At 66.0% G+C, this 23,414-nt stretch carries 22 protein-coding genes; 5 read left to right on the top strand and 17 right to left on the bottom strand.

What is annotated here, in order from left to right; translation table 11 throughout:
* Positions 1-18 precede the first annotated feature (18 nt).
* Genes M0534_RS07930 through M0534_RS07915 form a run of 4 tightly spaced genes read left to right on the top strand, consistent with a single transcriptional unit; the run spans position 19 to position 2,060 of the window.
* Positions 19-486: an HPr kinase/phosphorylase gene (locus tag M0534_RS07930; protein WP_248567889.1), complete on the top strand. Its 468-nt coding sequence runs from the start codon at positions 19-21 to the stop codon at positions 484-486.
* Positions 479-1,354 carry an RNase adapter RapZ gene (rapZ, locus tag M0534_RS07925; protein ID WP_248567888.1) on the top strand — a complete coding sequence of 292 codons (876 nt, stop codon included), beginning with the start codon at positions 479-481 and terminating at the stop codon, positions 1,352-1,354. The genes M0534_RS07930 and rapZ overlap by 8 nt, the downstream gene beginning before the upstream one ends.
* The gene (locus M0534_RS07920; RefSeq protein ID WP_248567887.1) at positions 1,345-1,749 is read left to right on the top strand and encodes a PTS sugar transporter subunit IIA; all 405 of its coding nucleotides are present in this window, start codon (positions 1,345-1,347) and stop codon (positions 1,747-1,749) included. The genes rapZ and M0534_RS07920 overlap by 10 nt, the downstream gene beginning before the upstream one ends.
* Positions 1,746-2,060: an HPr family phosphocarrier protein gene (locus M0534_RS07915; protein WP_248567886.1), complete on the top strand. Its 315-nt coding sequence runs from the start codon at positions 1,746-1,748 to the stop codon at positions 2,058-2,060. The genes M0534_RS07920 and M0534_RS07915 overlap by 4 nt, the downstream gene beginning before the upstream one ends.
* A gap of 27 nt (positions 2,061-2,087) precedes the next feature.
* Here the strand turns inward: M0534_RS07915 and pmbA are convergent, their stop codons facing one another.
* From pmbA to leuS, 13 genes are all read right to left on the bottom strand, one after another.
* Positions 2,088-3,446 (bottom strand): metalloprotease PmbA, encoded by a 1,359-nt coding sequence (gene pmbA / locus M0534_RS07910; protein WP_248567885.1) that lies wholly within the window; start codon positions 3,444-3,446, stop codon positions 2,088-2,090.
* 35 nt (positions 3,447-3,481) lie between these two features.
* Positions 3,482-4,924 (bottom strand): metalloprotease TldD, encoded by a 1,443-nt coding sequence (tldD, locus tag M0534_RS07905; protein WP_248567884.1) that lies wholly within the window; start codon positions 4,922-4,924, stop codon positions 3,482-3,484.
* 42 nt (positions 4,925-4,966) lie between these two features.
* Positions 4,967-5,863: a carbon-nitrogen hydrolase family protein gene (locus tag M0534_RS07900; protein WP_248567883.1), complete on the bottom strand. Its 897-nt coding sequence runs from the start codon at positions 5,861-5,863 to the stop codon at positions 4,967-4,969.
* Positions 5,864-5,889: 26 nt separating this feature from the next.
* Positions 5,890-9,342, bottom strand: coding sequence for a YhdP family phospholipid transporter (locus tag M0534_RS07895; RefSeq protein WP_248567882.1), 3,453 nt, complete (start codon positions 9,340-9,342; stop codon positions 5,890-5,892).
* Between the two features lie 139 nt (positions 9,343-9,481).
* Positions 9,482-10,954 (bottom strand): ribonuclease G, encoded by a 1,473-nt coding sequence (gene rng, locus M0534_RS07890; protein ID WP_248567881.1) that lies wholly within the window; start codon positions 10,952-10,954, stop codon positions 9,482-9,484.
* A 15-nt stretch (positions 10,955-10,969) separates the two neighbouring features.
* Complete coding sequence (locus tag M0534_RS07885) at positions 10,970-11,569, bottom strand: Maf family protein (RefSeq protein WP_248567880.1); 600 nt, start codon at positions 11,567-11,569, stop codon at positions 10,970-10,972.
* Positions 11,570-11,612: 43 nt separating this feature from the next.
* Positions 11,613-12,080 (bottom strand): 23S rRNA (pseudouridine(1915)-N(3))-methyltransferase RlmH, encoded by a 468-nt coding sequence (gene rlmH / locus M0534_RS07880; RefSeq protein ID WP_248567879.1) that lies wholly within the window; start codon positions 12,078-12,080, stop codon positions 11,613-11,615.
* Positions 12,081-12,083: 3 nt separating this feature from the next.
* Entirely contained in the window at positions 12,084-12,464 is a 381-nt protein-coding gene (rsfS, locus tag M0534_RS07875; RefSeq protein WP_248567878.1) for a ribosome silencing factor, read from the bottom strand.
* A gap of 27 nt (positions 12,465-12,491) precedes the next feature.
* Positions 12,492-13,136, bottom strand: coding sequence for a nicotinate-nucleotide adenylyltransferase (gene nadD, locus M0534_RS07870; protein ID WP_248567877.1), 645 nt, complete (start codon positions 13,134-13,136; stop codon positions 12,492-12,494).
* Between the two features lie 33 nt (positions 13,137-13,169).
* Positions 13,170-14,450: a glutamate-5-semialdehyde dehydrogenase gene (locus M0534_RS07865; protein ID WP_248567876.1), complete on the bottom strand. Its 1,281-nt coding sequence runs from the start codon at positions 14,448-14,450 to the stop codon at positions 13,170-13,172.
* Positions 14,447-15,475 (bottom strand): DNA polymerase III subunit delta, encoded by a 1,029-nt coding sequence (gene holA / locus M0534_RS07860; RefSeq protein WP_248567875.1) that lies wholly within the window; start codon positions 15,473-15,475, stop codon positions 14,447-14,449. Before holA ends, M0534_RS07865 begins: the two co-directional genes overlap by 4 nt.
* Positions 15,476-15,985, bottom strand: coding sequence for an LPS-assembly lipoprotein LptE (locus M0534_RS07855; RefSeq protein ID WP_248567874.1), 510 nt, complete (start codon positions 15,983-15,985; stop codon positions 15,476-15,478).
* 1 nt (position 15,986) lies between these two features.
* A complete protein-coding gene (gene leuS, locus M0534_RS07850; RefSeq protein WP_248567873.1) occupies positions 15,987-18,443 on the bottom strand; it encodes a leucine--tRNA ligase in 2,457 nt (818 codons plus the stop codon).
* Positions 18,444-18,592: 149 nt separating this feature from the next.
* Between leuS and M0534_RS07845 the strand changes: the two genes are divergently transcribed.
* The gene (locus M0534_RS07845) at positions 18,593-19,138 is read left to right on the top strand and encodes a zinc ribbon-containing protein (RefSeq protein ID WP_248567872.1); all 546 of its coding nucleotides are present in this window, start codon (positions 18,593-18,595) and stop codon (positions 19,136-19,138) included.
* Positions 19,139-19,162: 24 nt separating this feature from the next.
* On the opposite strand, the gene lnt is transcribed toward M0534_RS07845, so the two are convergent.
* The 4 genes from lnt to M0534_RS07825 all read right to left on the bottom strand — a co-directional run bounded on the left by lnt (position 19,163) and on the right by M0534_RS07825 (position 23,404).
* A complete protein-coding gene (gene lnt / locus M0534_RS07840) occupies positions 19,163-20,704 on the bottom strand; it encodes an apolipoprotein N-acyltransferase (protein WP_248567871.1) in 1,542 nt (513 codons plus the stop codon).
* A 293-nt stretch (positions 20,705-20,997) separates the two neighbouring features.
* Positions 20,998-21,924, bottom strand: coding sequence for a CorC family transporter (locus M0534_RS07835; RefSeq protein WP_248567870.1), 927 nt, complete (start codon positions 21,922-21,924; stop codon positions 20,998-21,000).
* A complete protein-coding gene (ybeY, locus tag M0534_RS07830; protein WP_248567869.1) occupies positions 21,921-22,418 on the bottom strand; it encodes an rRNA maturation RNase YbeY in 498 nt (165 codons plus the stop codon). Before ybeY ends, M0534_RS07835 begins: the two co-directional genes overlap by 4 nt.
* Positions 22,415-23,404 (bottom strand): PhoH family protein, encoded by a 990-nt coding sequence (locus M0534_RS07825; protein WP_248567868.1) that lies wholly within the window; start codon positions 23,402-23,404, stop codon positions 22,415-22,417. Before M0534_RS07825 ends, ybeY begins: the two co-directional genes overlap by 4 nt.
* Positions 23,405-23,414: the final 10 nt, after the last annotated feature.

Here is a 23,414-nt window from a genome sequence, read left to right as displayed (position 1 = left end):
CCGGGGATCCCGGGGACCTTGCTTGCCCTCGACGATCAGGGACTGCTGATTACCGGCGACAGCGGCGTTGGCAAGAGCCTGCTTGCCCTGGGACTGCTGGATCGGGGACATGCCCTGATCAGCGACGACCTGGTGGAACTGGAGGTCGACGGGGATACGCTGACGGGGCATTGCCCCACCACGCTAGAGGGTCGGCTGGAGGTCCGTGGGGTCGGCCTGGTGGATGTTCGCCAGCTGTTCGGCGGACGGGCCTGGCGCTCGAGCGTTCCCATCAGCCGGATCGTGCACCTGCAACACATCCAATCGCCGCAGGTCTGGCGCAGCTGGCCGCGCCCGGACGGGAGCCGGGACCACACGATTGTGCATGGCATTCGCTTGCCGCGACTGACCCTGCCGGCAGGCACTCACGGGGTTCCGCCGTTGGTGGTTGAAACCGGCTGGCGACATGACATGGCGGGAGCGGCGGGCGGAATCGACGATGCATAAACCGACACAGCTCTACATCATCAGCGGCCTGTCCGGTTCGGGCAAGACCGTCGCCCTGCACACGCTGGAGGACGCGGGCTTCTACTGCATCGACAATCTGCCGATCAGCATGCTCGGGCACCTGGGCAATTATCTGCAGCGTTTGCCAGCCGGTACCCGACGTCAGTTCGCGGTCGGCGTCGACGCGCGCAGCCAGCCCGAGGATCTGCAGCATTTCGGCAGCACACTGGATAGCCTGCGGGTCCAGGAGCTCGATCCCAGCATTGTCTTTTTCACCGCCCAGGAAACAACCCTGATTCGCCGCTTCAGCGAGACCCGCCGCCGACATCCGCTGAGCCAGAATGGCATCTCGCTGGCAGAAGCGATCCGCCAGGAGTGGGGGCGGCTGAGCGTCATACAGGGCGAGGCGGACCTGGTGATCGACACCAGCACCACCAATGTGCATCAACTGAGGGATCTGGTGCGCAAGCGCCTGACCGAATCACCACCCGGGGTGTCGATCCTGGTGCAGTCCTTTGGTTACAAGCACGGGATTCCGGTGGACGCCGATTTCGTGTTCGACATTCGCTGTCTACCCAACCCCCATTGGGAACCGGGGCTGCGGCGACAGACCGGCAAGGATGCGGAAGTCATCGCCTACCTGCAGCAGTCCGAGGATGTGCGATTGATGGAGCGCCAGATCCGAACCTTCCTTGAGCAGTGGATCCCTGCATTCGAGCGGGAGAATCGTAGCTACCTGACCGTGGCCATCGGCTGCACCGGCGGCCAGCATCGATCCGTTTACCTGGCGGAGCAGCTGGCCGCCCACTTCCGCTCGCTGCGGGGCGAACAGGTCAAGCTGATACACCGGGAGTTGCCATGCGGGTAAGCATTCTGCTGGTTACGCACAATAACTTTGGCCGGCTGCTGCTGGACACGGTGGTCGACACACTGGGCTTCTGTCCGCTGTATACGGAGTGCCTGACCATTGCCCAGGATTCGGATCCGGATGCCCAGGCAGAACGGGCCCGCGAATTGCTGGCCGGCCTCCCGCGCAGCAGCGGCGTTCTGATCCTGACGGATATCTATGGTGCCACACCGTGCAATCTGGCCTTGCGGTTGCAGGTCGCCGAAGCGGTGCGAATCGTCTCCGGCCTGAATCTGCCGATGCTGTTGCGCGTGTTCAATTACCCGAACCTGGATCTGGATGCCTTGACCGAAAAGGCCCTTAGCGGAGGAAGGGATGGCGTCATGCTGGTGGAATCGGAGCAGGCAAAACCATGAGCCGGGATCATCACCACCACGACAGCCCCGAGACCGATGGCCAGCTCTCCGAAGAGGTTGTCATCTGCAACAGGCTCGGGCTCCATGCCCGCGCGGCGGCACGTTTCGTGGCGGTCGCATCACGGTTCGAGGCCAGCATCCAGGTCATTCGCGAGCAACGGCAGGTCAACGGCAAGAGCATCATGGGCGTGATGATGCTGGCCGCCTGCAAGGGCACCCGACTGCGCCTGGAGGCCGAGGGGAAAGACGCACGGCAGGCGCTTGACGCCCTTTGCCAGCTGGTCGAGGCGGGTTTCGACGAGCAGAAATAAGCGAGGCCGGCCGACAACCGGCCTCCGCTATTTGCCGGCGACGGTCATCTGCTCGAACAACAACGAGCCCGTGATGATGCTGCCCCGCTCGTCCCGGTCCGCACCCACGGCCTGCAGACCCGCAAACATGTCTCGGAGATTCCCGGCAACGGTGATCTCCTCAACCGGATAGGCAATCTCGCCATTTTCGACCCAGAAACCGGCTGCACCCCGCGAATAATCACCGGTGACCAGATTGCCGCCCTGCCCCATCAACTCGGTCACCACCAGGCCGCTGTCCATGGTGCGCAGGAGCTGCGTGAAATCCTTGTCACCGGAGCGCACCTCCAGGTTATGCACCCCGCCGGCATGGCCGGTGGACTGGCGGCCGAGGCGCCGTCCGGCATAACTGTCCAGCAGGTATGTCTGCAAGCGGCCATCCTCGACCACGGTGCAGTCCCGGGTCGCCACGCCTTCGTCGTCGAAAGCGGCACTGGCAAGCCCCCGGGGCCGGTGGGGGTGCTCCTGCATCTGCACATGCGCCGGAAACACCTGCTCGCCCAGGCGATCCAGCAGGAACGAGGACTTGCGATACAGATTGCCGCCGCTGATCGCCCCCAGAAACTGGCCGATGACGCCCCGCGCCATCATCGGTGTGTACAGTACCGGCACCCGACCCGTCTGCAATCTCCTGCTGCCGAGCCGACTCGCAGCCCGCTCCCCTGCCCGCCGGCCGACGTCGGCCGGTGATTCCAGTTCATCCGCGCTGCGCGCCACACTGAACCAGTAGTCGCGCTGCATGCCGGCGTCGTCCCGGGCGATCGCTATACAGCTGACCCCATGCCGGGTGCCCCGCCGACTGCCAACGAAACCGTTGCTGTTCAGATAGACGCGGATTCCCTCCCCGGTGGTAACCGTCGCCGAGTCGCAATCACTGATTCGGCTATCCGCATCCCGCGCCGAAGCCTCGGCGGCAAGCGCCCGCTCGATGGCCTGGTCCGCGCTCAACGGCCAGGGATGGTGGAGGTCCAGGTCCGGAAAATCGGTTGCCAGCAGGGCCGGATCCGCCAGCCCCCTGGCCGGATCCTCGGAGGTATAGCGGGCGATGCTACAGGCAGCAGCCACCGTCGCCTGCAGCGAGCGCGGGGAAAAATCGGCCGTGCTCGCCGCACCGCTGCGCTGACCCATGTACACCACCACGGCCAGACTACGATCCCGCTCGTGTTCCAATGTGTCGACCTCACCACGGCGCACGCTGACCGACAGGCCGGTGCCGACACTGATCGAGGCTTCCGCGGCGCTCGCGCCCTGACCGCGGGCCTCTTCCAGAACCTGCTGGCCAATGGCTATCAGACGCTGCTCGTCAGCCAGCTGGGCGCCATTGACCGATTCGACGATCTCGTTCATCTCCGCTCCTGTTGATCCCTGATCGCGTTGGCTGCTCAGCCGCGCGTGCCACCGACCGTCAATGCGTCCACCTTCAGGGTTGGCTGTCCCACCCCGACCGGCACCAGCTGACCGTCCTTGCCGCAGGTGCCGATACCGCTGTCGAGTTCCATGTCGGAGCCGACCATGCTGACCCGGGTCAACACGTCAGGCCCGTTGCCGATCAGGGTTGCACCCTTGACCGGCCGCGTCACCTTGCCGTTCTCGATCAGGTAGGCCTCGCTTGCCGAAAACACGAACTTGCCGGAGGTGATATCCACCTGCCCGCCGCCGAAGTTCACCGCGTACAGACCGCGGTCCACGGAGCGGACGATGTCTTCCGGATCATGCGGCCCGGCCAGCATGTAGGTGTTGGTCATGCGCGGCATCGGCAGATGGGCATAGGACTGGCGCCGGCCGTTGCCGGTGGGGGAAACCCCCATCAGGCGGGCATTCATGCGGTCCTGCATATAGCCTTTGAGAATGCCGTTTTCAATCAGCGTGGTGCATTGGCTGGGCTCACCCTCGTCATCCACATTCAGGGAACCGCGCCGGTCTGTCAGCGTGCCGTCGTCGACCACCGTGCAGTACTCCGAGGCCACCCGGTCACCGAGCCGCCCGGCGAAGGCCGAAGTCCCCTTGCGGTTGAAATCGCCTTCCAGGCCGTGACCGATGGCCTCGTGCAGCAAAATACCCGGCCAGCCCGCACCCAGCACCACCGGCATGGTTCCCGCAGGCGCCTCGTCCGCCTCCAGATTCACCAGCGCCTGGCGGACCGCCTCTCGCGCCAGTCCCAGTGCCAGATCGTCCTCCAGAAACCGGGTATAGGCATAGCGCCCGCCGGCGCCGGCATTGCCGCTTTCACGGCGCCCGTTGTGTTCCACCTGGACGCGGACATTCAAGCGCACAAGCGGCCGCACGTCGGCGTTCAGGCGGCCGTCGCCATCGGCCACCAGCACCACGTCATGGCTGCCGGATAGATTGACGAACACCTGCTCGACCCGGGGGTCGATGCGTCGGGCCTCGGCGTCCACCCGACGCAGCAGATCAACCTTGTCCTGATCAGGCATGGACTCCACCGGATCAAGCGGCGGATAGAGATCCAGTCCGTGACCACGCTGCCAGACCTGTAGGCCACGGGACTGGCCGCTGCGTGCGATGGCCCGGGCGGCACCCGAGGCCTCGAGCAGGGCCGGCAGAACGATATCGTCGGAGTAGGCAAAGCCGGTTTTTTCCCCGCTGATGGCGCGCACGCCGACACCCTGATCAATGCTGTGGGTGCCCTGCTTGATCATGCCATCCTCCAGTGCCCAGCTTTCACTGCGGGTGCACTGGAAATACAGATCCGCAGCATCCACCGACGGCGCCAGCAGCCGATCGAAGGCCTGCTCAAGCGCTGCATCATCCAGGCCCGCGGGGGCCAGAAGGGTCTGCCGTGCGATATCCAGGGATTCCGTCATGGATGTCTCCGTACACAAGCCTGAGTGTGAGCCGGACCCGGCTCAGGACTGATTGTCTGTCGAGAGCGGCACCGCGACCGACGCCGGAGCAGTCATAACCTCGTCGACCGGCACCGAGCGGCGATGGGCCAGGGCCGGAAATCGCCGCCGGATGTCCCGTAATGAATCGGGGTCGAAATCGCCGAAAACAACCCCGCTGCCATGCTCCAGCACGTCGAGGATTCGGCCCCACGGGTCGACGATCATGCTCTCGCCATGGGTTCTGCGGCCGTTGAGGTGGAAGCCGCCCTGGTTGGCCGCAATCACGTAACACAGGTTCTCGATCGCTCGCGCCCGCAACAGCGGCCGCCAGTGCGCCTCTCCGGTCCGTGCTGTGAAGGCAGAGGGAACCACGAGAAGTTCCGCACCCCGCTCGACCATGGCCCGGTAGAACTCGGGGAAACGCAGGTCATAACAGATGGAAAGGCCCAGGCGTCCGAACGGCGTCTCGACCACAACCGCACGATCACCGGGCTCCAGCGTGGCGGACTCGCGGTAAGCTTCATCGACCGAGACCTGCACATCGAACAGGTGAACCTTGTCATAGCGCGCAACCCGCTGACCGCGGTCATCGAACACCAGGCAGCTCTGGCGCGCGCGGCCCGGATCGTCACCAACCATCGGGATTGACCCGGCAACCAGCCAGAGGCCGTGGCTGGCCGCAAGTTCGGCGAGGCAGGCCTGTATCGGGCCACCGCTGTCGGGCTCGCGGATGGCAAGCTTGTCGGCCTCACTGCGCCCCATCAGGAACGCGTTTTCGGGCAACAGGACAAGGTCCGCGCCGCCGGCCGCGGCGCGCGCGACCAGCTTGCGGATCTCGGCGACATTGGCTGCCACCCGGCCACCGGAGGCCATCTGGATGGCCGCCAGACGCCCCGGTCGAGAAGGATTGCTATGCATCAGGCTGTGCCTCGTCTGCTTGATGATCAGGGCCGGGACGACCCGAACCGGCCCGGCCGTGACTGTGGCGCGTCGTCACCCGTGCCGTCCGCGTCGGGCGATGGGACACCGGTCCCGAAACGACCGAGCCGCTCGATTTCCGGCGCATGCCAGGGCCCGGTAATCCGGTAATCGGCCCGCGCGGCGCCATCGACGCCACCGCGGAACAGCTGCTCGGCGAGCATCATCGCGGCAACACCGGGCAGGCCGCCAACCAGACCGCCAACCAGCGGAAGCGTGGCGGAGGCCTTCGGCCGAACGATCACGTGCTGATCATATTCCCGGCGGGACAGGTCAACCGGCCCGCTGACCGCGATCCGCGCCGAAGGGCCTTCCATGACCAGCGTTTCCGGAGTCGCAATCCCGTTTGCAAAGCTCAGCTCCGCGTCCAGTGAATCGTAGGCGAACCCTTCCTCGAACACATCGCCAAAGTCCAGGTTAAGCCGTCGCGGAATCAGCGCCACACTGAGCAGACCGAAAACCCGGCCGGCACCCGGCTCGACCTGGACCAGCTGTCCATCGCGCAGCCGCAGGGACATTTCGCCCTGCATGGCGTCCATGCGCAGCGCCTGCGGCCCATCGGGCCATTGCAGGTTGGCGCGCAGCCGTCCCCGCCCGCCGCGCTTCATTTCACCGTACCCGAAACCCGCCAGCAGTGCGCCGACATCTTCACTGCGCAGCACGCCACGCAGCCTGACCCCGTCGGCGGACTGCCAGCCACCTCTGGCCTCCAGTTCGTGATCCGCGCCGCTCAGCCCCAGGTTCTCCAAGACATAATCGCCGTCTGCATCCGGTCCGGCGCGCAGCGCGAGACGCCCCAGGGGACGCTCCTCGAGCCGCAGATCGGCAATATTGAAGACCAGCCCAGGCAGATCCGCCGGCTGCAGGCCATCTGCCAGCCACGGTCCTCCGCCATCCCCATTCAGGGCCGTCAGTTCACCGACGCCGCGCAGGTTCAGGTAGTCAAGATCCGCACGAAACGGTTCCTCCGCATCCGCCGCCAGGGGGATTGCCAGACTACCCAGCGCATCGGTGCCGGAGAAGGTCAGCTGCAGGGTGTCGTTCTCCCGCACGCCGAACAACTCCACCTCGCGCAGTTCAAGCGCGTTGAATCGCAGGGAGGTGACATCCAGGTCCAGCCAGCGCAGCGGCAGCCCCTCGCCATCCGCCGCTGTGCCCTGCTCGCGGGGCCGATAATCCGTCCAGCCCGCAAGATCCAGCGTATCGAGACGGCCGCTCACTTCCAGACCGCCGGCGACCGGAATCCGCGGCTGCTCGCCGCCGAAACGTACACCGATGCCGTCGACACCCCGGTCTCCCGGCAGCACCAGCACCCGCGTCCGATCACCATAGGCGATGCGCACCGGGCCAAGCTGGGGGTCCACGTCAAACGCAACCTCAAGCCGCGTGGATTCGTCCTCGGCCTTGTCCAGTGGTGACGGCAAGTTGCTGCCGACGCCGCGCATACTGGAACGGAAATCCAGTCGCGCAAGCGGCTCATCGGCCGCCAGCCCGGAAAAATCGGGCAACCGTGCACGCAGCTGCACGTCGGTGCCACCACTCAGGAAATCCACGGCCGGTACATGCGCCTGCAGAGCGGACACCGGCACGCCGTCCAGTTCGGCCAGCAAGGTGATCCGTCCCGGATCATCAAGATGGGAACGGAGCCTCACCGGCGCACCATGAAAACGCCCCTGCACCTGATCGGCAAGAATTCCCGACTCGGTGAAGCGGACCGACCCGCTCAGCCGGTCAGCCCGCAAGTCCCAGTCGGGCACCGCAAACGCCGCATCTCGCAGATCAACCCGGCCGTTGACGGCGATCGGCTGCCCCTGAAACGGAACCTCCAGTCCCAGAGCAAGCGGATGACGTCCGTCCAGACGCATGGCGGAAAGCGCGGTGCGCAGGCCGTCGCCAGCCAGTGGCATCGCACGCAGGAAGTCCAGGTAGGCCTCGCCGTCCGCCTCGACCTCGCCATCGATGGTCAGGGCAGTCTGCCCCAGCACGGCAATACGGGCGGCAACGCCCCGGACCCCGGCGTCGCCAATGCGGCCTTCGGTGGCGCGAATGTCCATCGACTGGCCGAAGAAGTGCAGACGGCCGTCGGCCTCCTCCAGGGCAGGCCATTCCGGCCAGTAGTTCAGCGTTGCATCCCGCAGCTCCGCCAATACCTCGAACCGTCCCTCGCCGTGGGCAAACGGGAAATCCGGCGCGAAACCCTGCACGTTGACCTCGGCCTCGCGGGCGGTACCGTCAATCAGGCTGCGGTCCAGCCAGTCGACAAGCGCCGGCGGCATGATTCCCGCCGGCAGGTAGCGCGGCGTGCTGGCAACATTGCCTTCCTCCCCCTGCAGGCGACCGTGGATATCCAGATACAGCGGGCTGCCGTGCCGACGCCCGAACAGGGCGTGCCCCCGCAGTCGACCGTCAGCGGTCCGGGCGTCAACGGAGTGCAGATCCAGCACCCAGTCGTCGCCCCGGCGAAAATGCAGTGCAGCTCCTGCCTGCAACGAACTGAAGGGCAACTCACCGCGGAACAGTCCCGGAAAGACCAGCGCGCCATCGTTCAGACCGAGCGTGAACGCGACCTCGCGATCCGTGACGGCATCGCCTGGTACCAGCGATGCGAGTCCACCCTCCAACTCCAGCCAGAGCTCCAGATCACCACGCAGATTGGCAGAGGGCATCTCCCCAACCGGAACCGAGAGCGCAGCCTCGAGCAGGCCAGGACGTAGCCCGGGCATCTGCAGGTAAGCCCGCAGCCGTCGGTGCTCCAGCTCGCCGGTGCCCGCATCCCACTGCGCCCGCAGGTCCAGGCCGCCGCCCCAGGCCTCCGGCAGCCGGCCCCGTGCCGCCAGACGTGGCGGCACGCCACCCCCCAACTGCAGATCCAGCCGCAGTTCCTCCACAACCACGGTTTCCGCCCGGCGCAGATCCTGTATCTGCACCCGGCCGTCATGCAGGCGGATGCGCTCGACCTGTCCTGCAAGCCGATTCAGCCAGTCAAGCTGGAATTCCGGCTGCTGGGCCACACCCGCGCCGAGCAGGTGCCAGCGACCGTCCAGGGTTCGCTGGAGCGTCAGGTCCAGTGAGGACAACTCCACCGCAGCCAATACCGGACGCCGTTCGCGCACCGACGCTGCGGCATCCAGTTGCAGCCACAGCCCCTGCAAGCGGATGCCGGCATCCTCGTCATCCCCGCCGAGATGCAGTTCCGCAACCGAGAAGCCTGGCCTCAGGCCGTGCCAGTCCAGCTCGAGGCCGCCCAGCGCAACCGGCCGTCCGGAAAGCTCGGCCAGGGTGTCTTCCAAGGCATCCTGATAAAATGGCGCCAGCGCCGGCGCGGCACGCAGCAGACTCACTGCAACCGCCAGCAGCACCAGCACAGCGACCGTGCCGTAAGTCAGCCAGCGCATTAGCGCGTAGACAAGCGCAACCATGTCAGCCCGGAAATGGTCGGGTATCGAACCGCGCCTTCCGGCGCGGCGCCGGATTGCCCGCGCCGTGATCTGGCCGGAAACACGACTTGATCAGCAACGCGATTCATCGAAACTTCGACTACGGCGGCGGCAGCGCGGTTCACATCAGAACGACGTCGAACTGATCCTGGGCATACAGCGCTTCGGCCTGCAAGGTGACCGGGCGCTGGATAAAGGATTCCAGTTCGGCGATACCGAGGTTCTCCTCGTCCAGCATCAGATCGATGACCGCCGGCGCCGCCAGCACCAGCAGCCGGTCGGCATCGAACTGCCGGGCCTCGCGCATGATCTCGCGAAAGATCTCGTAGCAGACCGTCTCGGCGGTCTTCAGCGTGCCACGGCCACCACAGGTTGGACAGGGTTCGCAGAGCACGTGCTCCAGGCTCTCTCGTGTCCGCTTGCGGGTCATTTCCACCAGACCCAGGGCGGACACGCCACTGATCTGGGTCTTGGCGTGATCCCGGTCCAGGCTTTTCTCCAACGCCCGCAGAACCTGGCGTTTGTGCTCCTCGTCATGCATATCGATGAAATCGATGATGATGATGCCGCCGAGGTTACGCAGCCGCACCTGGCGGGCGATCGTTTGCGCCGCCTCCAGGTTGGTCTTGAAGATGGTTTCTTCCAGGTTGCGGCGGCCGACGTAACCGCCGGTGTTGACGTCAACCGTGGTCATGGCCTCGGTCTGGTCGATGATCAGATAACCGCCGGACTTGAGATCGACCTTGCGCGACAGCGCCCGTTGCATTTCCTCCTCGACCCCGTACAGGTCGAACAGCGGTCTCTCGCCCGGGTAGTATTCAACCCGCGTCGCCATGGCCGGAAAGAAATCCTTGCAGAAGGCAAGTACTTTCTGATGGTTCTCCCGGGAATCGACGCGGATCCGCTCCACCTCGACCGTTACCATATCGCGCAGGGTCCGCATGGCCAGCGGCAGATCCTCATGGATGCAGGTGCCCGCCCTGGCCGATGCAGCGTTCTCCGACACCGTTTCCCAGAGCTTCTTCAGAAACTCCCGGTCACTTTGCAGCGCATCCTCGGTCATCTGCTCGGCGGCCGTACGGATGATGTACCCGCCGCAGCCGTCCTCGGCCGAGAACTGCTGTGCAAGTTGCCGCAGACGGGCCCGCTCTGTCTCGTCCTCGATCCGCATGGAGATGCCGACCGTCGGGTTGTCGGGCAACAGAACAAGGTTGCGGGAGGCCATCGTGATCTGAGTGGTCAGGCGGGCACCCTTGGTACCGATCGGATCCTTCACCACCTGCACGACGATCTCCTGCCCCTCGTGCAGCAACTGCTGGATATCCGGTGTCGGCGGCCGTTCGCCGTTCTCGCCCTCGGCCAGCGGGGGCCGGACGATGTCCGAGGCATGCAGGAATGCGGTGCGCTCCAGGCCCATTTCGATGAACGCGGCCTGCATGCCGGGCAGCACGCGCTGTACCCGCCCCTTGTAGATATTGCCGACCAGCCCGCGGCGACGGGTTCGCTCCACCGCCACTTCCTGCAGGACCCCGTTCTCGACCAATGCGACCCGGGTTTCCTGCGGCGTGCAGTTGATCAGAATCTCTTCCGACATCGAAACGCCGGCGCCCTACCAGGACTGCCGGAAGTCGAGGCTGAACTCGGCGAGCAGGTCCGTCACCTCGTACAAAGGCAGGCCCATGACGCCGGAATAGCTGCCCTCCAGATGATTGACGAACACCGCGCCACGTCCCTGGATCGCGTAGGCGCCGGCCTTGTCCGCAGGTTCACCGGTGACCCAGTAGGCCTCCATATCGGCCCGGTCCAGCTCGCGAAAACCGACGCTGCTGACGCTCAGCCGGGTGGCCTCGCGGTCGTCGACCAGGGCAAGCCCGGTCAGCACCCGGTGGACGCGCCCGGACAGTTGCTCCAGCATCGCCAGTCCGTCGCTGCGGTTCACCGGCTTGCCCAGAATACGCCCGTCATCGAGCACGACAGCGGTGTCGGCACCAAGCACCGGCAGGCGCGGCGCATCCCCGGCCAACTGTGCCCAGCCCGCGCGCGCCTTTTCCAGCGCCAGCCGGATGACGTAGACCTCGGCGCTCTCTTCCTCACCCGCGGCCTCGTCCACATCCACCGTCAGCGGCAGGAATGGCAGCCCGATCTGCTGCAGCAGGGCATGCCGTCGTGGCGAGCGCGATGCGAGATAGATCTGTGCCTGTTCGGTCATGGTAACTCCGCTTGTTTCCCGGGATGATGCAACCCCCGGCGATTCAACGATGATAGGGGTGTCCGGCAAGGATGGTCGAGCCACGGTACAACTGCTCGGCAAGCAACACGCGCACCAGCATGTGCGGCAGGGTCAACCGCGACAACGACCAGGATTCGTCGGCCCGGTCGAGACAGGGCCGGGCCAGGCCGTCCGGACCACCGACGATAAAGGCGACATCGCGCCCATCCTGGCGCCAGTCCGATAGCCGCTCGGCCAGCGCCTCGGTGGTCTGCTGGCGGCCGCGCTGATCCAGGCAGACCACCCGCCCCGGCTGCGGCAGGGCCTGCAGCAGTCGCTCGGCTTCCACGTCGCGGGCGCGGGCGGGGTTGGCACCCTTGCCACGATCCCCGCTGGACAATTCCCGCAGCAGCAGCGGCATTTCCTTCGGCATCCGTTCCGCGTAGGTCCGAAACCCCTGCGCCACCCAGTCCGGCATCTTGCGGCCGATGGCAAGGAGGTGCAATCGCATGACTCAGCCGCCGTCCTGTTGCTCGGCCTCGTCCTCGTCGATCCCCCAGATGCGTTCCAGCCGGTACAGATCGCGCACCCGCGGCAACATGACGTGGACCACCACATCGGCCAGATCCACCAGGATCCATTCGGCAGACTCCACACCCTCCACGCCGAGCGGCCGCACGCCCCGCTCGCGGGCCTGCTCGACCACGGTGTCGGCGATCGAGCGCAGGTGCCGGTTGGAATTGCCGGCGACGATGATCATGAAGTCGGTAATCCCAGTCTTGCCACGGACATCAAGCACCACGGGATCCACCGCCTTGCTGTCCTCGAGCGCGACCAGGACAAGATCACGCAGTGCCTCGTCCGACAGGGCTGTTTGCTGCTCGTTCTGCTGCACGGTTCTGTCTTCCTCCGGGTGGATAGCTCAGGGGGCTGCGTAGAGTTGCTGTTGCTGAATCTGCTGCCAGACGGGCTCGGGCACCAGGTAGCGGGCGGAACGGCCGGCCGCCAGCCGTTGCCGCACCAGACTGGCGGAAATACCGAGTTGCGCGACCGGCTGGAACAGGACCCGCCCAAACGGCTCGGCCCGTAGGTCCGTCCAGTCCTCGGTGCGACGCTCGCGCATCCAGCGCGCCAGCACCGGGTCATCCGTCGCACTGAAATCGGGCCGCTGCATCACCACCAGGTGAGCCAGTTCACCGAGCTCGCGCCAGCGATGCCAGGATGGCAGCCCGTTGAAGGTGTCCGTTCCCAGCAGCAGGCAGAGGCGCGCCGCCGGGAAATCGAGATGCAGCGAATGCAGGGTATCGACGGTATAGGACACCGCGTCCCGGCGCAGTTCGCGGTCGTCCACAACAAGCCGGGGTTCCTCGCCATGGATTGCAGCCTGCAGCAGTTGCAGCCGCGTCGCCGCGTCAACCCGGGGCGTCTGTCGGTGCGGCGGGATATGACAGGGAAGCAGCCGGAGCTGGTCCAGCTGACCAGCCTCGCAGACATCCAGGGCTGCGCGCAGATGACCGTTGTGCACCGGATCGAAAGTGCCCCCCAGCAGTCCCAGCAGGCGGCTCATATGCACCCCCTGCCAGCCGCGGCGACCAGCCCGTTACTCACGGATATGGCCATCGCCGAGCACGATCCATTTCAACGTGGTCAACCCCTCCAGCCCCACCGGCCCACGGGCATGCAGCTTGTCGGTGCTGATCCCGATCTCGGCGCCCAGCCCGTATTCGAAACCGTCCGCGAACCGGGTCGAGGCATTGACCATGACCGAGCTGGAATCCACCTCGCGCAGAAAGCGCCGCGCGCGGCTGAAATTCTCGGTCACGATGGATTCGGTATGCCCTGAACTCCAGCGCGCGATGTGCTCCATCGCCGCCTCCAGGTCCGCAACCACGCGCACGGCGAGTACCGGCGCCAGGTACTCTGCGGCCCAATCCGCCTCTTCCGCCGGCAGCAATCCGTCGACCAATTGCCGGCTGCGTTCGCAGCCCCGAAGTTCGACGCCATGCTCGCGATAGCTGGCAGCAAGCCGCGGCAGCAGCGCTGCGGCCACCGGCTCGGCGATCAGCAGCGTTTCCATGGTGTTGCAGGTACCGTAGCGCTGGGTCTTGGCATTGACCGCCACCCGCACGGCCTTGTCCGGATCCGCCTGATCATCGATGTAGACATGGCAGACACCGTCCAGGTGCTTGATCACCGGCACCGTGGCTTCGCTGCTGATACGTTCGATCAGGCCCTTGCCGCCGCGCGGCACGATGACGTCGACACAATCATCGGCACGGATCAGCGCGCCGACCGCCGCCCGGTCGGTGGTCTCGATCAATTGCACCGCCTCCCCGGGGAGCCCGGCCTGCTTCAGACCCGTGCGAATGCACCCGGCAATCGCGCGGTTGCTGTGAATGGCCTCGGAGCCGCCGCGCAATATCGCGGCATTGCCCGACTTGAGGCACAGGCCGGCCGCATCGGCAGTCACATTCGGCCGTGATTCGTAGATGATGCCGATCACGCCCAGGGGCACCCGCATGCGACCCACCTGGATGCCGCTGGGGCGGTAATCCAGATCGCTGATCGCGCCCACCGGATCCGCCAGGCTGGCGATCTGGCGCAAGCCCTCCGCCATGGCGCTGATCCGCGGCGGCGTCAATTCCAACCGGTCCAGCAGTGCCGCATCCAGGCCGTTGCTGCGCCCTGCCTCCATATCGCGGGCATTGGCGGCGGCGATGGTTTCGGCCTGCGCCTGCAGTGCATCCGCGATACCGCGCAATGCCGCATTCTTGCACCCGCTGTCCGCCCGCGCCATGGCACGCGCCGCCTGCCGAGCCTGCTGTCCCACCCGGCGCACGTAATCCGGAATGTCGGTAGTCGCTGTAACTGTCGCGTTCATGCCTCTTCCTGCACCACGGAACTTCCGCTTATTGCCAATCCAAAGTTTATCAGTTCATTCCAGGGTTCACCCCAGCCACGCCCTGAAGACGCGCCCTTGATCACCCGATCCACGGTCGCGGCCCGCGACAGCAACTGCTCCCAACGCGCCCCGGAATGGCGTCGTGCACCCCGCTCGACGGCACGACCCAGATCACCGAACACACGGTTCTGCTGCAGGGCCTCGCGCGGCGCCTGCCCGATACGGATCGCGGCGGCCGCACGAACACCGGCCGCCAGGGCCCAGAGGGCGAGCACCGGCTCGGCGGCCTCGGCCCTCAGATGGCGCGCGATGCGCAGCAGACGGGCCGGCTGCCCGGAGAATGCCGCCTCGGCCAGACCGAACACGTCATGCCTGGCGCTGTCGGCGACAGCGTCACCGACGTCCTGCACGGTAATCGGCCCGGCACCGTGCAACAGGCGCAGCTTCTCGATTTCCTGGCTGGCTGCCAGCAGATTGCCTTCACTGCGCTCCGCCAGCAGTTCGACGGCACCCGCCGCGGGCTGGAGTTCCGTGGTCTGCATGCGGCGCCTGACCCAGGCCTGCAGCTGGGACAGTGGCAGTGGCCAGACCTGCAGTACCTGGCCTGCGCGGTCGATGGCCCGAAACCAGGCGGCACGACGTTGCGCGGCCTCGAGTCGACCGCAGAGGACCAGCAACACGGTGTCGTCTGGCGGTGATTTGCACCAGTCCGCCAGCACCCTGGCACCGGTCTGGCCGGGCTTGCCGCCGGGCATGCGCAGCTCCAGCAGCCGTCGTTCGCCGAACAGCGAGAGATTTGCGCCGGCGGCATGCAACTGCCCCCAGTCGAAACCGGCATCCACGGTCAGCACCGTGCGCTCGCTGTGGCCCTGTTCGCGCGCCACGGCCCGCAGCCCGTCGGCCGCCTCCTGCAACTGCAGGGGCTCCTCGCCGGCCAGCAGGTAGACCGGTGACAAGTGCCCCTGGCGGAGGTGCGCCTGCCACTGGTCCGCACGCAGGACCATTCAGCGCTCCCGAGACAAGCGTGTCCCGGCCTGCGTCGCCAGCATCTGCGCCACATCCCGACGCAGCTCCAGCACCACCTGATCCCGGCGGACACGGCTGGCCAGTTCACGCTCCTGCTCTGCCGTGTAGTAGCGGACCTGCTCGAAGGTCTCCCGGTTGCCCAGGCGCTCGCCGTCCGCGTCGCGCAGTTCCCAGTCCATCTCGTAGCGCAATTCGGTTTCACGGACCAGCGCACGGCGGCCACCGGTAATCGCCCGCGTCCCGGTGCGTTCATCGCTGAGAATCAGGGTCGGCACACCGGGACCGGAGGACACCAGCCTGGCACCGGCACCTTCCAGCGCGTCGCGCACCTCGCGATACAGCTCACCGGTTCCGGTGCGGCTGGAGAGATGCAGTTCCTGGCCATCCAGCCGGGCGCTGTCTTCCGGCACCGACCCGCGCACATGCCAGCCGCAGCCGACAACCGCGGCACACAGCAGCAACAAGCCGCAGCGCCTCAGCCAGGCCACGTTAGTTGGCCACCACGTTGACCAGGCGGCCGGGCACCACGATCACCTTGCGCACCGTCTTGCCCTCGATGAAACGTCCCACGTTCGGCTCCTCCAGCGCGGCGGCCTCCAGCGCGTCGCGCGCGGCATCCACCGGCACCAGGATCTGGCCGCGCCGTTTGCCGTTGACCTGTACCACCAGTTCCAGACTGTCCTGCAGCAGGGCCGTTTCGTCCACTGTCGGCCAGGCGGCATCCAGTATCGGCTCGGCATGTCCGAGTTCCTGCCAGAGGCGATCACAGACATGCGGCACGATCGGCGCGAGCAGCAGTACCGTGGACTCGAGCCCCTCCTGCAGTACGGCACGGCCCTGATCGCTGTCGTCATCGATGGCCTTGTACAGCGCATTGACCAGTTCCATCGCCGCGGCGATACCGGTATTGAAGGTATGCCGACGACCGAGATCGTCCCCGACCTTGGCGATGGTCTCGTGTACCTTGCGCCGCAGTCCCCGCTGCGCATCATCGAGCGCATCCCGATCCACGGCCGGCGCCGGCGGCCTCTGCAGATGGTTGTGGCTAAGGGCCCACAGGCGCTTGAGAAAACGGAAGGCGCCTTCGACGCCGGAGTCACTCCATTCCAGCGACTGATCCGGCGGCGCCGCAAACATCGTGAACAGGCGCACAGTATCCGCGCCGTAGCGCTCCACCAGACCCTGCGGATCCACAGTGTTGCCCTTGGACTTGGACATCTTGGCGCCGTCCTTCAGCACCATGCCCTGGGTCAGCAGCCGCTGGAACGGTTCGTCGCCGGGCACCAGGCCTTCGTCACGCAGCAACTTGTGGAAGAAGCGCGCGTACAACAGATGCAGGATCGCATGTTCGATACCGCCGATGTACTGGTCCACCGGCAACCAGTGAGCGGCGCGCCCGTCCAGCATCGCCTGATCGTTGTCGGCGCAGGCGAAGCGGGCGAAATACCAGGACGATTCCATGAAGGTGTCGAAGGTGTCCGTCTCGCGCTCTGCCTGGGCGCCGCATTGCGGGCAACTGCAGCGCGACCACTCCGGCATCTTCTTCAGTGGCGAACCGGAGCCATCGATGGCCACGTCCTCGGGCAGGACTACCGGCAGGTCGCTGTCCGGCACCGGCACCACGCCGCAGTCCGGGCAATGGATCATCGGGATCGGCGCACCCCAGTAACGCTGCCGGGAGACACCCCAATCGCGCAGGCGGTAGTTGACCCGCCGCCGGCCGACACCCTGCTGTTCCAGATCGGCGGCAATGGCCTCGAACGCGGCAGCCGAGCTCAGGCCATCGTAGGCGCCGGAATCGACCAGCACGCCGGGGGTGGTGAACGCCGCCTCGCCGGTATCCGGCAGACTGCCATCCTCTGCCGCGATCACGGTCCGGATCGGCAGGCCATAGCGGCTTGCAAACTCCCAGTCGCGCTGGTCGTGGGCCGGCACTGCCATGACCGCGCCGGAGCCATATTCCATCAGCACGAAATTGGCGACCCAGACCGGAATGCTGTCGCCGGTCAACGGATGGATCGCACGCAGGCCGGTATCCATGCCGCGCTTCTCCATGGTCGCCATGGCCGCCTCGGCGACGCCACTGTGGCGGCAGTCCTCGACGAACGCAGCCAGCTCCGGATTGTCCGCAGCCAGCTCCCGGGTGATCGGGTGTTCCGGGGCCAGGCCCATGTAGCTGACGCCGAACAGGGTATCCGGGCGGGTGGTATAGACGGTCAGGCGTTCGTCCCGATCGGCCAGCGCGAACTCGAGCTCGACGCCCTCCGAGCGACCGATCCAGTTGCGCTGCATGGCACGCACCTGTTCCGGCCAGCCATCAAGCTGCTCCAGGCCCTGCAGCAGTTCATCGGCGTAATCGGTGATGCGCAGGAACCACTGCGGGATCTCCCGTCGCTCGACCACCGCGCCGGAGCGCCAGCCGCGGCCATCAACCACCTGCTCGTTGGCGAGTACCGTCTGGTCCACCGGATCCCAGTTCACGGTGGCGGTCTTGCGATAGACCAGGCCCTTTCCATAGAGGCGGGTGAACAGCCACTGCTCCCAGCGGTAGTAGTCCGGATCGCAGGTGGCAAATTCGCGGGACCAGTCGTAGGCGAAGCCGAGCTGCTGCAACTGCGTCCGCATCGCGGCAATGTTCTCGCGGGTCCAGGCCGCCGGCGGCACGCCACGCTGCAGCGCGGCGTTCTCGGCCGGCAGGCCGAAGGCGTCCCAGCCCATCGGCTGCAGCACATTGCGGCCCTGCATGCGCTGATACCGGCTGATCACGTCACCGATGGTGTAATTGCGCACATGCCCCATGTGCAGCTTGCCGCTGGGATAGGGAAACATCGACAGGCAGTAGTAGGTCTGGCGCTGCGGATCTTCGACAACACGGAAGCTGTCCTGCTGCTGCCAGTGGGCCTGCACCTCGGCCTCGATGCGCTGCGGATCATAGTGTTCTTGCATGAAACGGCGTCGCTTTGTCTGTGTCCGGAAAAGCCCGCAAGTATACGGCATCGACCAGCGCCTGCCGATGCGACGACAGGGGTCGGTCTGGATTAGGCTTACGGAGCGGGACAGACAATACGCCCGGACTTTTGAGAGGAGCACGGCGAATGAGCGAACCGGAGAAGAAGGACAGTGATCGGCAACTGCACGGCTACGAGCGAATGCTGGAGCGCATCACGGAGTTGCTCGAGGAGGCCAACGACAAGGCCCGCCCGCGGCTGCGCGATGCTCTGGAACGCGCCAGGAAACGCGCCATCGAACTGGGGGAACTGAGCCAGGAGGAAGCAGCGCGGGTCGCCGACTACATTCGCCGGGACGTGGAGGATGCGGCGCGCTACCTGGCACGTCCGGACACCGATGATGATCTGCGGGGCTGGTTCCGCATGGATCTGGCCCTGCTCGAGAACTGGCTGCTTGACCGGTTCACCAGTATCGCCGACAAGACCCGGCTTGAATGGCTGGCCTTGCAGGATTCCCTGCGCCAGGCCGAAACCTGGCGCACCGGCGAGGTCACGGGACCAGGCCAGTTGCGCTGCGAGAACTGCGGCAAGGTGCTGCAGTTCCGGGCTACCGGGCATATCCCGCCCTGCGGCGGCTGCAAGGGGACGGCGTTTCGACGCGTGGCGCGGGAGGACGACACGACCGACGACTAGGCGGCCAGGACGGGAACCGGGCGCTCAGCCGGAGCCGGCACCGTCGGCGTCGGCCACCGGGCGCCGACGGTGCCACCAGCGCAGGCCACCGCTGAGCAGCAGCATGCCGGCCAGCGTCAGCAGCACGGGCAGGTCACCGGTGCGGGTATACAGCGTACTGCCCTGCATCGGCGTGATCTCGGCAGCCAGCGCCTCGACACTGAACTGCGGTGCGCGCGCCACGACCCGGCCACGATGGTCGACTGCCGCCGTTATGCCGGTATTGGTCGAGCGCAACAGCGGGCGCCCGGTCTCACGGGCCCGCATGCGGGAGATCTGGAAGTGCTGGTGTGGCCCGATCGAGGTGCCGAACCAGCCGTCATTGCTGACGTTGACCAGCAGGGTCGCCTCCGGCAGGAAATCCCGCACCTCGTTGGGGAAGGTGATTTCGTAGCAGATCGAGACCGCGGCGCGCTGGCCGGCCACCGATAACGGCTCGGCACGCCAGCCGGCGGAAAAATCCGACATCGGCGCACCGAATACGTCGAGGGCGCCGCCGAACAGCCCCCGGAACGGTACATACTCGCCGAACGGCACCAGATGGCGTTTGTGGTAGAAACCGATCTCCTCGCCCAGGCCCAGCACGCTGTTGAAGATTCGACGACTGTCGGCATCGTAGGAGGGGATTCCGATCAGCAACTCGGTGCCGTGCTCGGCGGCCTCCTCGGCTAGCGGCACCAGGTAGCTGTCAACGACATGATGGTAGAAGGCCGGCACCGCGGTCTCGGGCCAGACGATCAGGTCCGCCCCCAGGTAACGGTCGTTCAGGCGGCGGTAAAGCTCCAGCGTGCGAACGCGGTTGTCGGGTTCCCATTTTTCATCCTGGGCAATATTTCCCTGCAACAACGCGACCTGCAATGGCTCGCCGGCCGGCTCGGTCCAGTCCCGGTCGATTACGGCGCCGCCGACCCAGAAGGCGAGCGCAGCGCCGACGGCAAGCACCATGCCCCGGACCCGCCCGGCCAGCACAGCGGCGACCAGGCCACCGGCCAGCACCGCCAGCAGCAGGCTGATCCCCAGTGGCCCGATCAACGGCGCATAGGCACCGAACCAGCCATCCGTCTGGCTGTAACCGAGTTGCAGCCAGGTGGTACCGGTGAACAGCCAACCCTGCACCCACTCCAGCATCACCCAGGCGGCCGGCAGGGTAAGCAACAGCATCGGCAGGCGCTGGCCCGGACGCAGCACCCAGGCGAGCGCAACCGCGGCCAGGGTCAGCAGGCCAAAGCCCAGCGCCAGCAGCACACAGAACACGGTGGCTACCAGCGGGCCACCGCCGAACTCGCCGACGCTGTACCAGATCCAGTGTCCGCCGGCGGCATAGTAGGCCACGCCGTGCACATAGGCCGCCTCGAACGCCAGGCGACGCGGCAACTGCAACACCAGGGCAAACAGCGCCGCCGGAATCAGCAGCGCCAGAAGTGACCAGCCGAATGGCGCGTAGATCAACGGCGACAGGCCACCGGCAACGGCGGCCAGCAGGTAGATCCAGCGGCGTTGCGTCAGGGCCGGAGCGGGAATCTGCATGCAGGAACTCTGTTGTTTTTGAAAAGCGCCTTAGGGAAACACTGATTTATTCGCACGCCTGCGTTGGAGTCCGCATTTTTTCCGAGGCAAGGCGCGCTGCGCAGCGCCGCAGTCATTCTGCGGTCAAGCAGCGCAACACAGCAATCGGGAAAAATGCGACCCAACCCGAAGGGCCCGGCCGGTTTTGGCCCCTGACTGTGTTGCGTCACCGGCCCGGTAGCTACAGCTACCGAACCGGCACCGCGCCTTGCCAGATGACCAAAACCGGTCTCGGGCGCAGACGCGGGAATAAATCAGCGTTTCCCTAGCGCGTCGACGGAGGAGCCGGCGGCACTGTCCGGCTGCCTTCGCTCCTGCGAACCGGAGGTCGGGATCTGACGAACCAGCAGCAGGTGAATGCGCCGGTTGTCCGCGCGGACCACCTCGAAGCGCAGGCTGTCGATGGTCACTATCTCGCCCCGCTTTGGCAGGTGACCGAAGCGGTGCGCCACCAGTCCGCCGATGGTATCGAATTCGTCATCCGACAACTCGGTCTCGAAATGACTGTTGAAATCCTCGATCGGGGTCAGCGCCTTGACCATGCTGCCACCCTGACGATGACTGAGGATGTAGCGATCGTCGTCATAGTCGTGCTCGTCGTCGATCTCGCCGACGATCTGCTCCAGCACATCCTCGATCGTGACAATGCCGGCCACACCGCCGTATTCGTCAACCACCACGGCAAGGTGGTTGCGGCTGCTGCGGAACTCGGTGAGCAACACATCCAGGCGTTTGCTCTCCGGGACGAAAAGCGCCGGCCGCATCAGTTCCCGCATCTTCAACCGCGAATCGCCGTCGTCCGCGACAAAACGCAACAGGTCCTTGGCAATCAGGATGCCGACCACGTCATCGCGGCTGTCACCGATAACCGGAAAGCGCGAATGCCCGGACTCGATCACCGGCGCCAGCAACTCCGCCATATCCGCATCACGCCGGACCACCACCATCTGGCTGCGCGGAATCATGATGTCGCGCACCTGCAGTTCGGAGACATGCAGCACGCCTTCGATCATTGCCAGCTGATCGGCATCCAGCAGCTCACGGCGCTGCGCATCCCGCAGCGTATCAACCAGATCCTCGCGGTCGCGCGGCTCGCCGCCCGAAAGCGCCTGGCCCAGGCGCTCCAGCCAGCCGCGTTGTCCGCCGCCACCCTGTTCGCTTCGCTTGTCGTCGACGCTCATGCCAGCCTCGCTGCTGCGTCTTCCAGGTAAGGATCGGCGAAGCCGAGGCGGGCAAGCAGGTCCCGCTCGATCCCCTCCATTGCGGTTGCCTCACGCTCGTTCTGGTGATCATGCCCCAGCAGGTGAAGTACACCGTGGGTCAGGATATGGGCCCAGTGGGCGTCCCGGGTCTTGGCCTGCTCGGCACATTCGCCGGCCAGCACCTCGGCACAGACCACCAGGTCTCCAAGGATCGGCAGACTCAGGCCGGGCGGCGACTCGAACGGGAAGGACAGCACATTGGTTGGCGCGTCGCGGCCCCGGTACCGGCGGTTCAGGCTGCGGGATTCCTCCGAGTCCACCAGACGAACACACAGTGAGGCATCGGCCGGCGCAAGATCCAGCACCGGTGTCAGCCAGGCGTGAATCTGCTGCTCGGTGGGACAATCGGGCTGGCGACAGGCGTACTGGATCTCGATCCGCTCTGCCGCCGATGTTCGGCTGTCCTGACTCATGTCCGCGATCCGCTGTCCTTGCCCGCCGACTGTCGATCGTAGGCCTGGACGATGCGCTGAACCAGCGGGTGCCGAACCACATCGTGGGCGGTGAAGAAGGTAAAACTGACGCCGTCCACATCCTTCAGCACCTCGATTGCATCGCGCAGGCCGGAGGCGGTGCCCCGCGGCAGGTCGATCTGCGTGACGTCGCCGGTGACCACCGCCGTGGCACCGAAACCGATCCGGGTCAGGAACATCTTCATTTGCTCGACGGTGGTGTTCTGCGCCTCGTCCAGGATGATGAAGGCGTTGTTCAGCGTGCGGCCGCGCATGTACGCGAGCGGCGCCACCTCGATGATGTTGCGCTCGATCAGCTTGCCCACCCGCTCGAAGCCGAGCATCTCGAACAGGGCGTCGTACAGCGGCCGCAGATACGGATCCACCTTCTGCGCCAGGTCGCCCGGCAGAAAGCCCAGACGTTCGCCGGCCTCGACCGCAGGCCGCACCAGCACCAGGCGCCGCACCTCGTCCTTTTCCAGGGCCTCGACGGCAGCGGCGACCGCAAGATAGGTCTTGCCGGTACCCGCCGGCCCGATGCCGAAGTTCAGGTCATGGCCCAGCACATTGTGCAGGTACTTCTGCTGATTCGGACCGCGGCCGCGGATCTCGGTCTTGCGGGTGCGGATGACCACATCCTGCGGTGCCGGTCCATCGTCGCGCAGCCGTGCCTCGACGCCCGAACGCTGCAGGAACAGGTGCACCTGCTCCGGACTCAGGTCGCGGCCACCGGAGGCATTGTAGAGGTCACGCAGCACCAGCTCCGCGGCCCGCGCGGCATCGCCTTCACCGATCACGCGGAAGCGGTGGGCCCGGTTGCTGATCTCGACACCCAGTCGCCGTTCGACCTGGCGCAGGTTTTCGTCGAATTGCCCGCAGAGATTGGCCAGGCGCTGGTTGTCCGCGGGCTCGAGGGTGAAATCCAGGGCGTCGGGATTGGCTTTCAAGAGGTCTCCT

This window comes from Methylonatrum kenyense (assembly GCF_023195885.1).
Lineage (GTDB): Bacteria > Pseudomonadota > Gammaproteobacteria > Nitrococcales > Aquisalimonadaceae > Methylonatrum > Methylonatrum kenyense.
This window is presented reverse-complemented; position numbering and strand designations above follow the sequence as displayed.

Bases quoted from the DNA above. Each gene is read 5' to 3' on its own strand.
- rapZ (WP_248567888.1), top strand. From the start codon at position 479: ATGCATAAACCGACACAGCTCTACATCATCAGCGGCCTGTCCGGTTCG.
- M0534_RS07920 (WP_248567887.1), top strand. From the start codon at position 1,345: ATGCGGGTAAGCATTCTGCTGGTTACGCACAATAACTTTGGCCGGCTG.
- M0534_RS07915 (WP_248567886.1), top strand. From the start codon at position 1,746: ATGAGCCGGGATCATCACCACCACGACAGCCCCGAGACCGATGGCCAG.
- pmbA (WP_248567885.1), bottom strand. From the start codon at position 3,446: ATGAACGAGATCGTCGAATCGGTCAATGGCGCCCAGCTGGCTGACGAG.
- tldD (WP_248567884.1), bottom strand. From the start codon at position 4,924: ATGACGGAATCCCTGGATATCGCACGGCAGACCCTTCTGGCCCCCGCG.
- M0534_RS07900 (WP_248567883.1), bottom strand. From the start codon at position 5,863: ATGCATAGCAATCCTTCTCGACCGGGGCGTCTGGCGGCCATCCAGATG.
- M0534_RS07895 (WP_248567882.1), bottom strand. From the start codon at position 9,342: ATGGTTGCGCTTGTCTACGCGCTAATGCGCTGGCTGACTTACGGCACG.
- rng (WP_248567881.1), bottom strand. From the start codon at position 10,954: ATGTCGGAAGAGATTCTGATCAACTGCACGCCGCAGGAAACCCGGGTC.
- M0534_RS07885 (WP_248567880.1), bottom strand. From the start codon at position 11,569: ATGACCGAACAGGCACAGATCTATCTCGCATCGCGCTCGCCACGACGG.
- rlmH (WP_248567879.1), bottom strand. From the start codon at position 12,080: ATGCGATTGCACCTCCTTGCCATCGGCCGCAAGATGCCGGACTGGGTG.
- nadD (WP_248567877.1), bottom strand. From the start codon at position 13,136: ATGAGCCGCCTGCTGGGACTGCTGGGGGGCACTTTCGATCCGGTGCAC.
- M0534_RS07865 (WP_248567876.1), bottom strand. From the start codon at position 14,450: ATGAACGCGACAGTTACAGCGACTACCGACATTCCGGATTACGTGCGC.
- holA (WP_248567875.1), bottom strand. From the start codon at position 15,475: ATGGTCCTGCGTGCGGACCAGTGGCAGGCGCACCTCCGCCAGGGGCAC.
- leuS (WP_248567873.1), bottom strand. From the start codon at position 18,443: ATGCAAGAACACTATGATCCGCAGCGCATCGAGGCCGAGGTGCAGGCC.
- M0534_RS07845 (WP_248567872.1), top strand. From the start codon at position 18,593: ATGAGCGAACCGGAGAAGAAGGACAGTGATCGGCAACTGCACGGCTAC.
- lnt (WP_248567871.1), bottom strand. From the start codon at position 20,704: ATGCAGATTCCCGCTCCGGCCCTGACGCAACGCCGCTGGATCTACCTG.
- M0534_RS07835 (WP_248567870.1), bottom strand. From the start codon at position 21,924: ATGAGCGTCGACGACAAGCGAAGCGAACAGGGTGGCGGCGGACAACGC.
- ybeY (WP_248567869.1), bottom strand. From the start codon at position 22,418: ATGAGTCAGGACAGCCGAACATCGGCGGCAGAGCGGATCGAGATCCAG.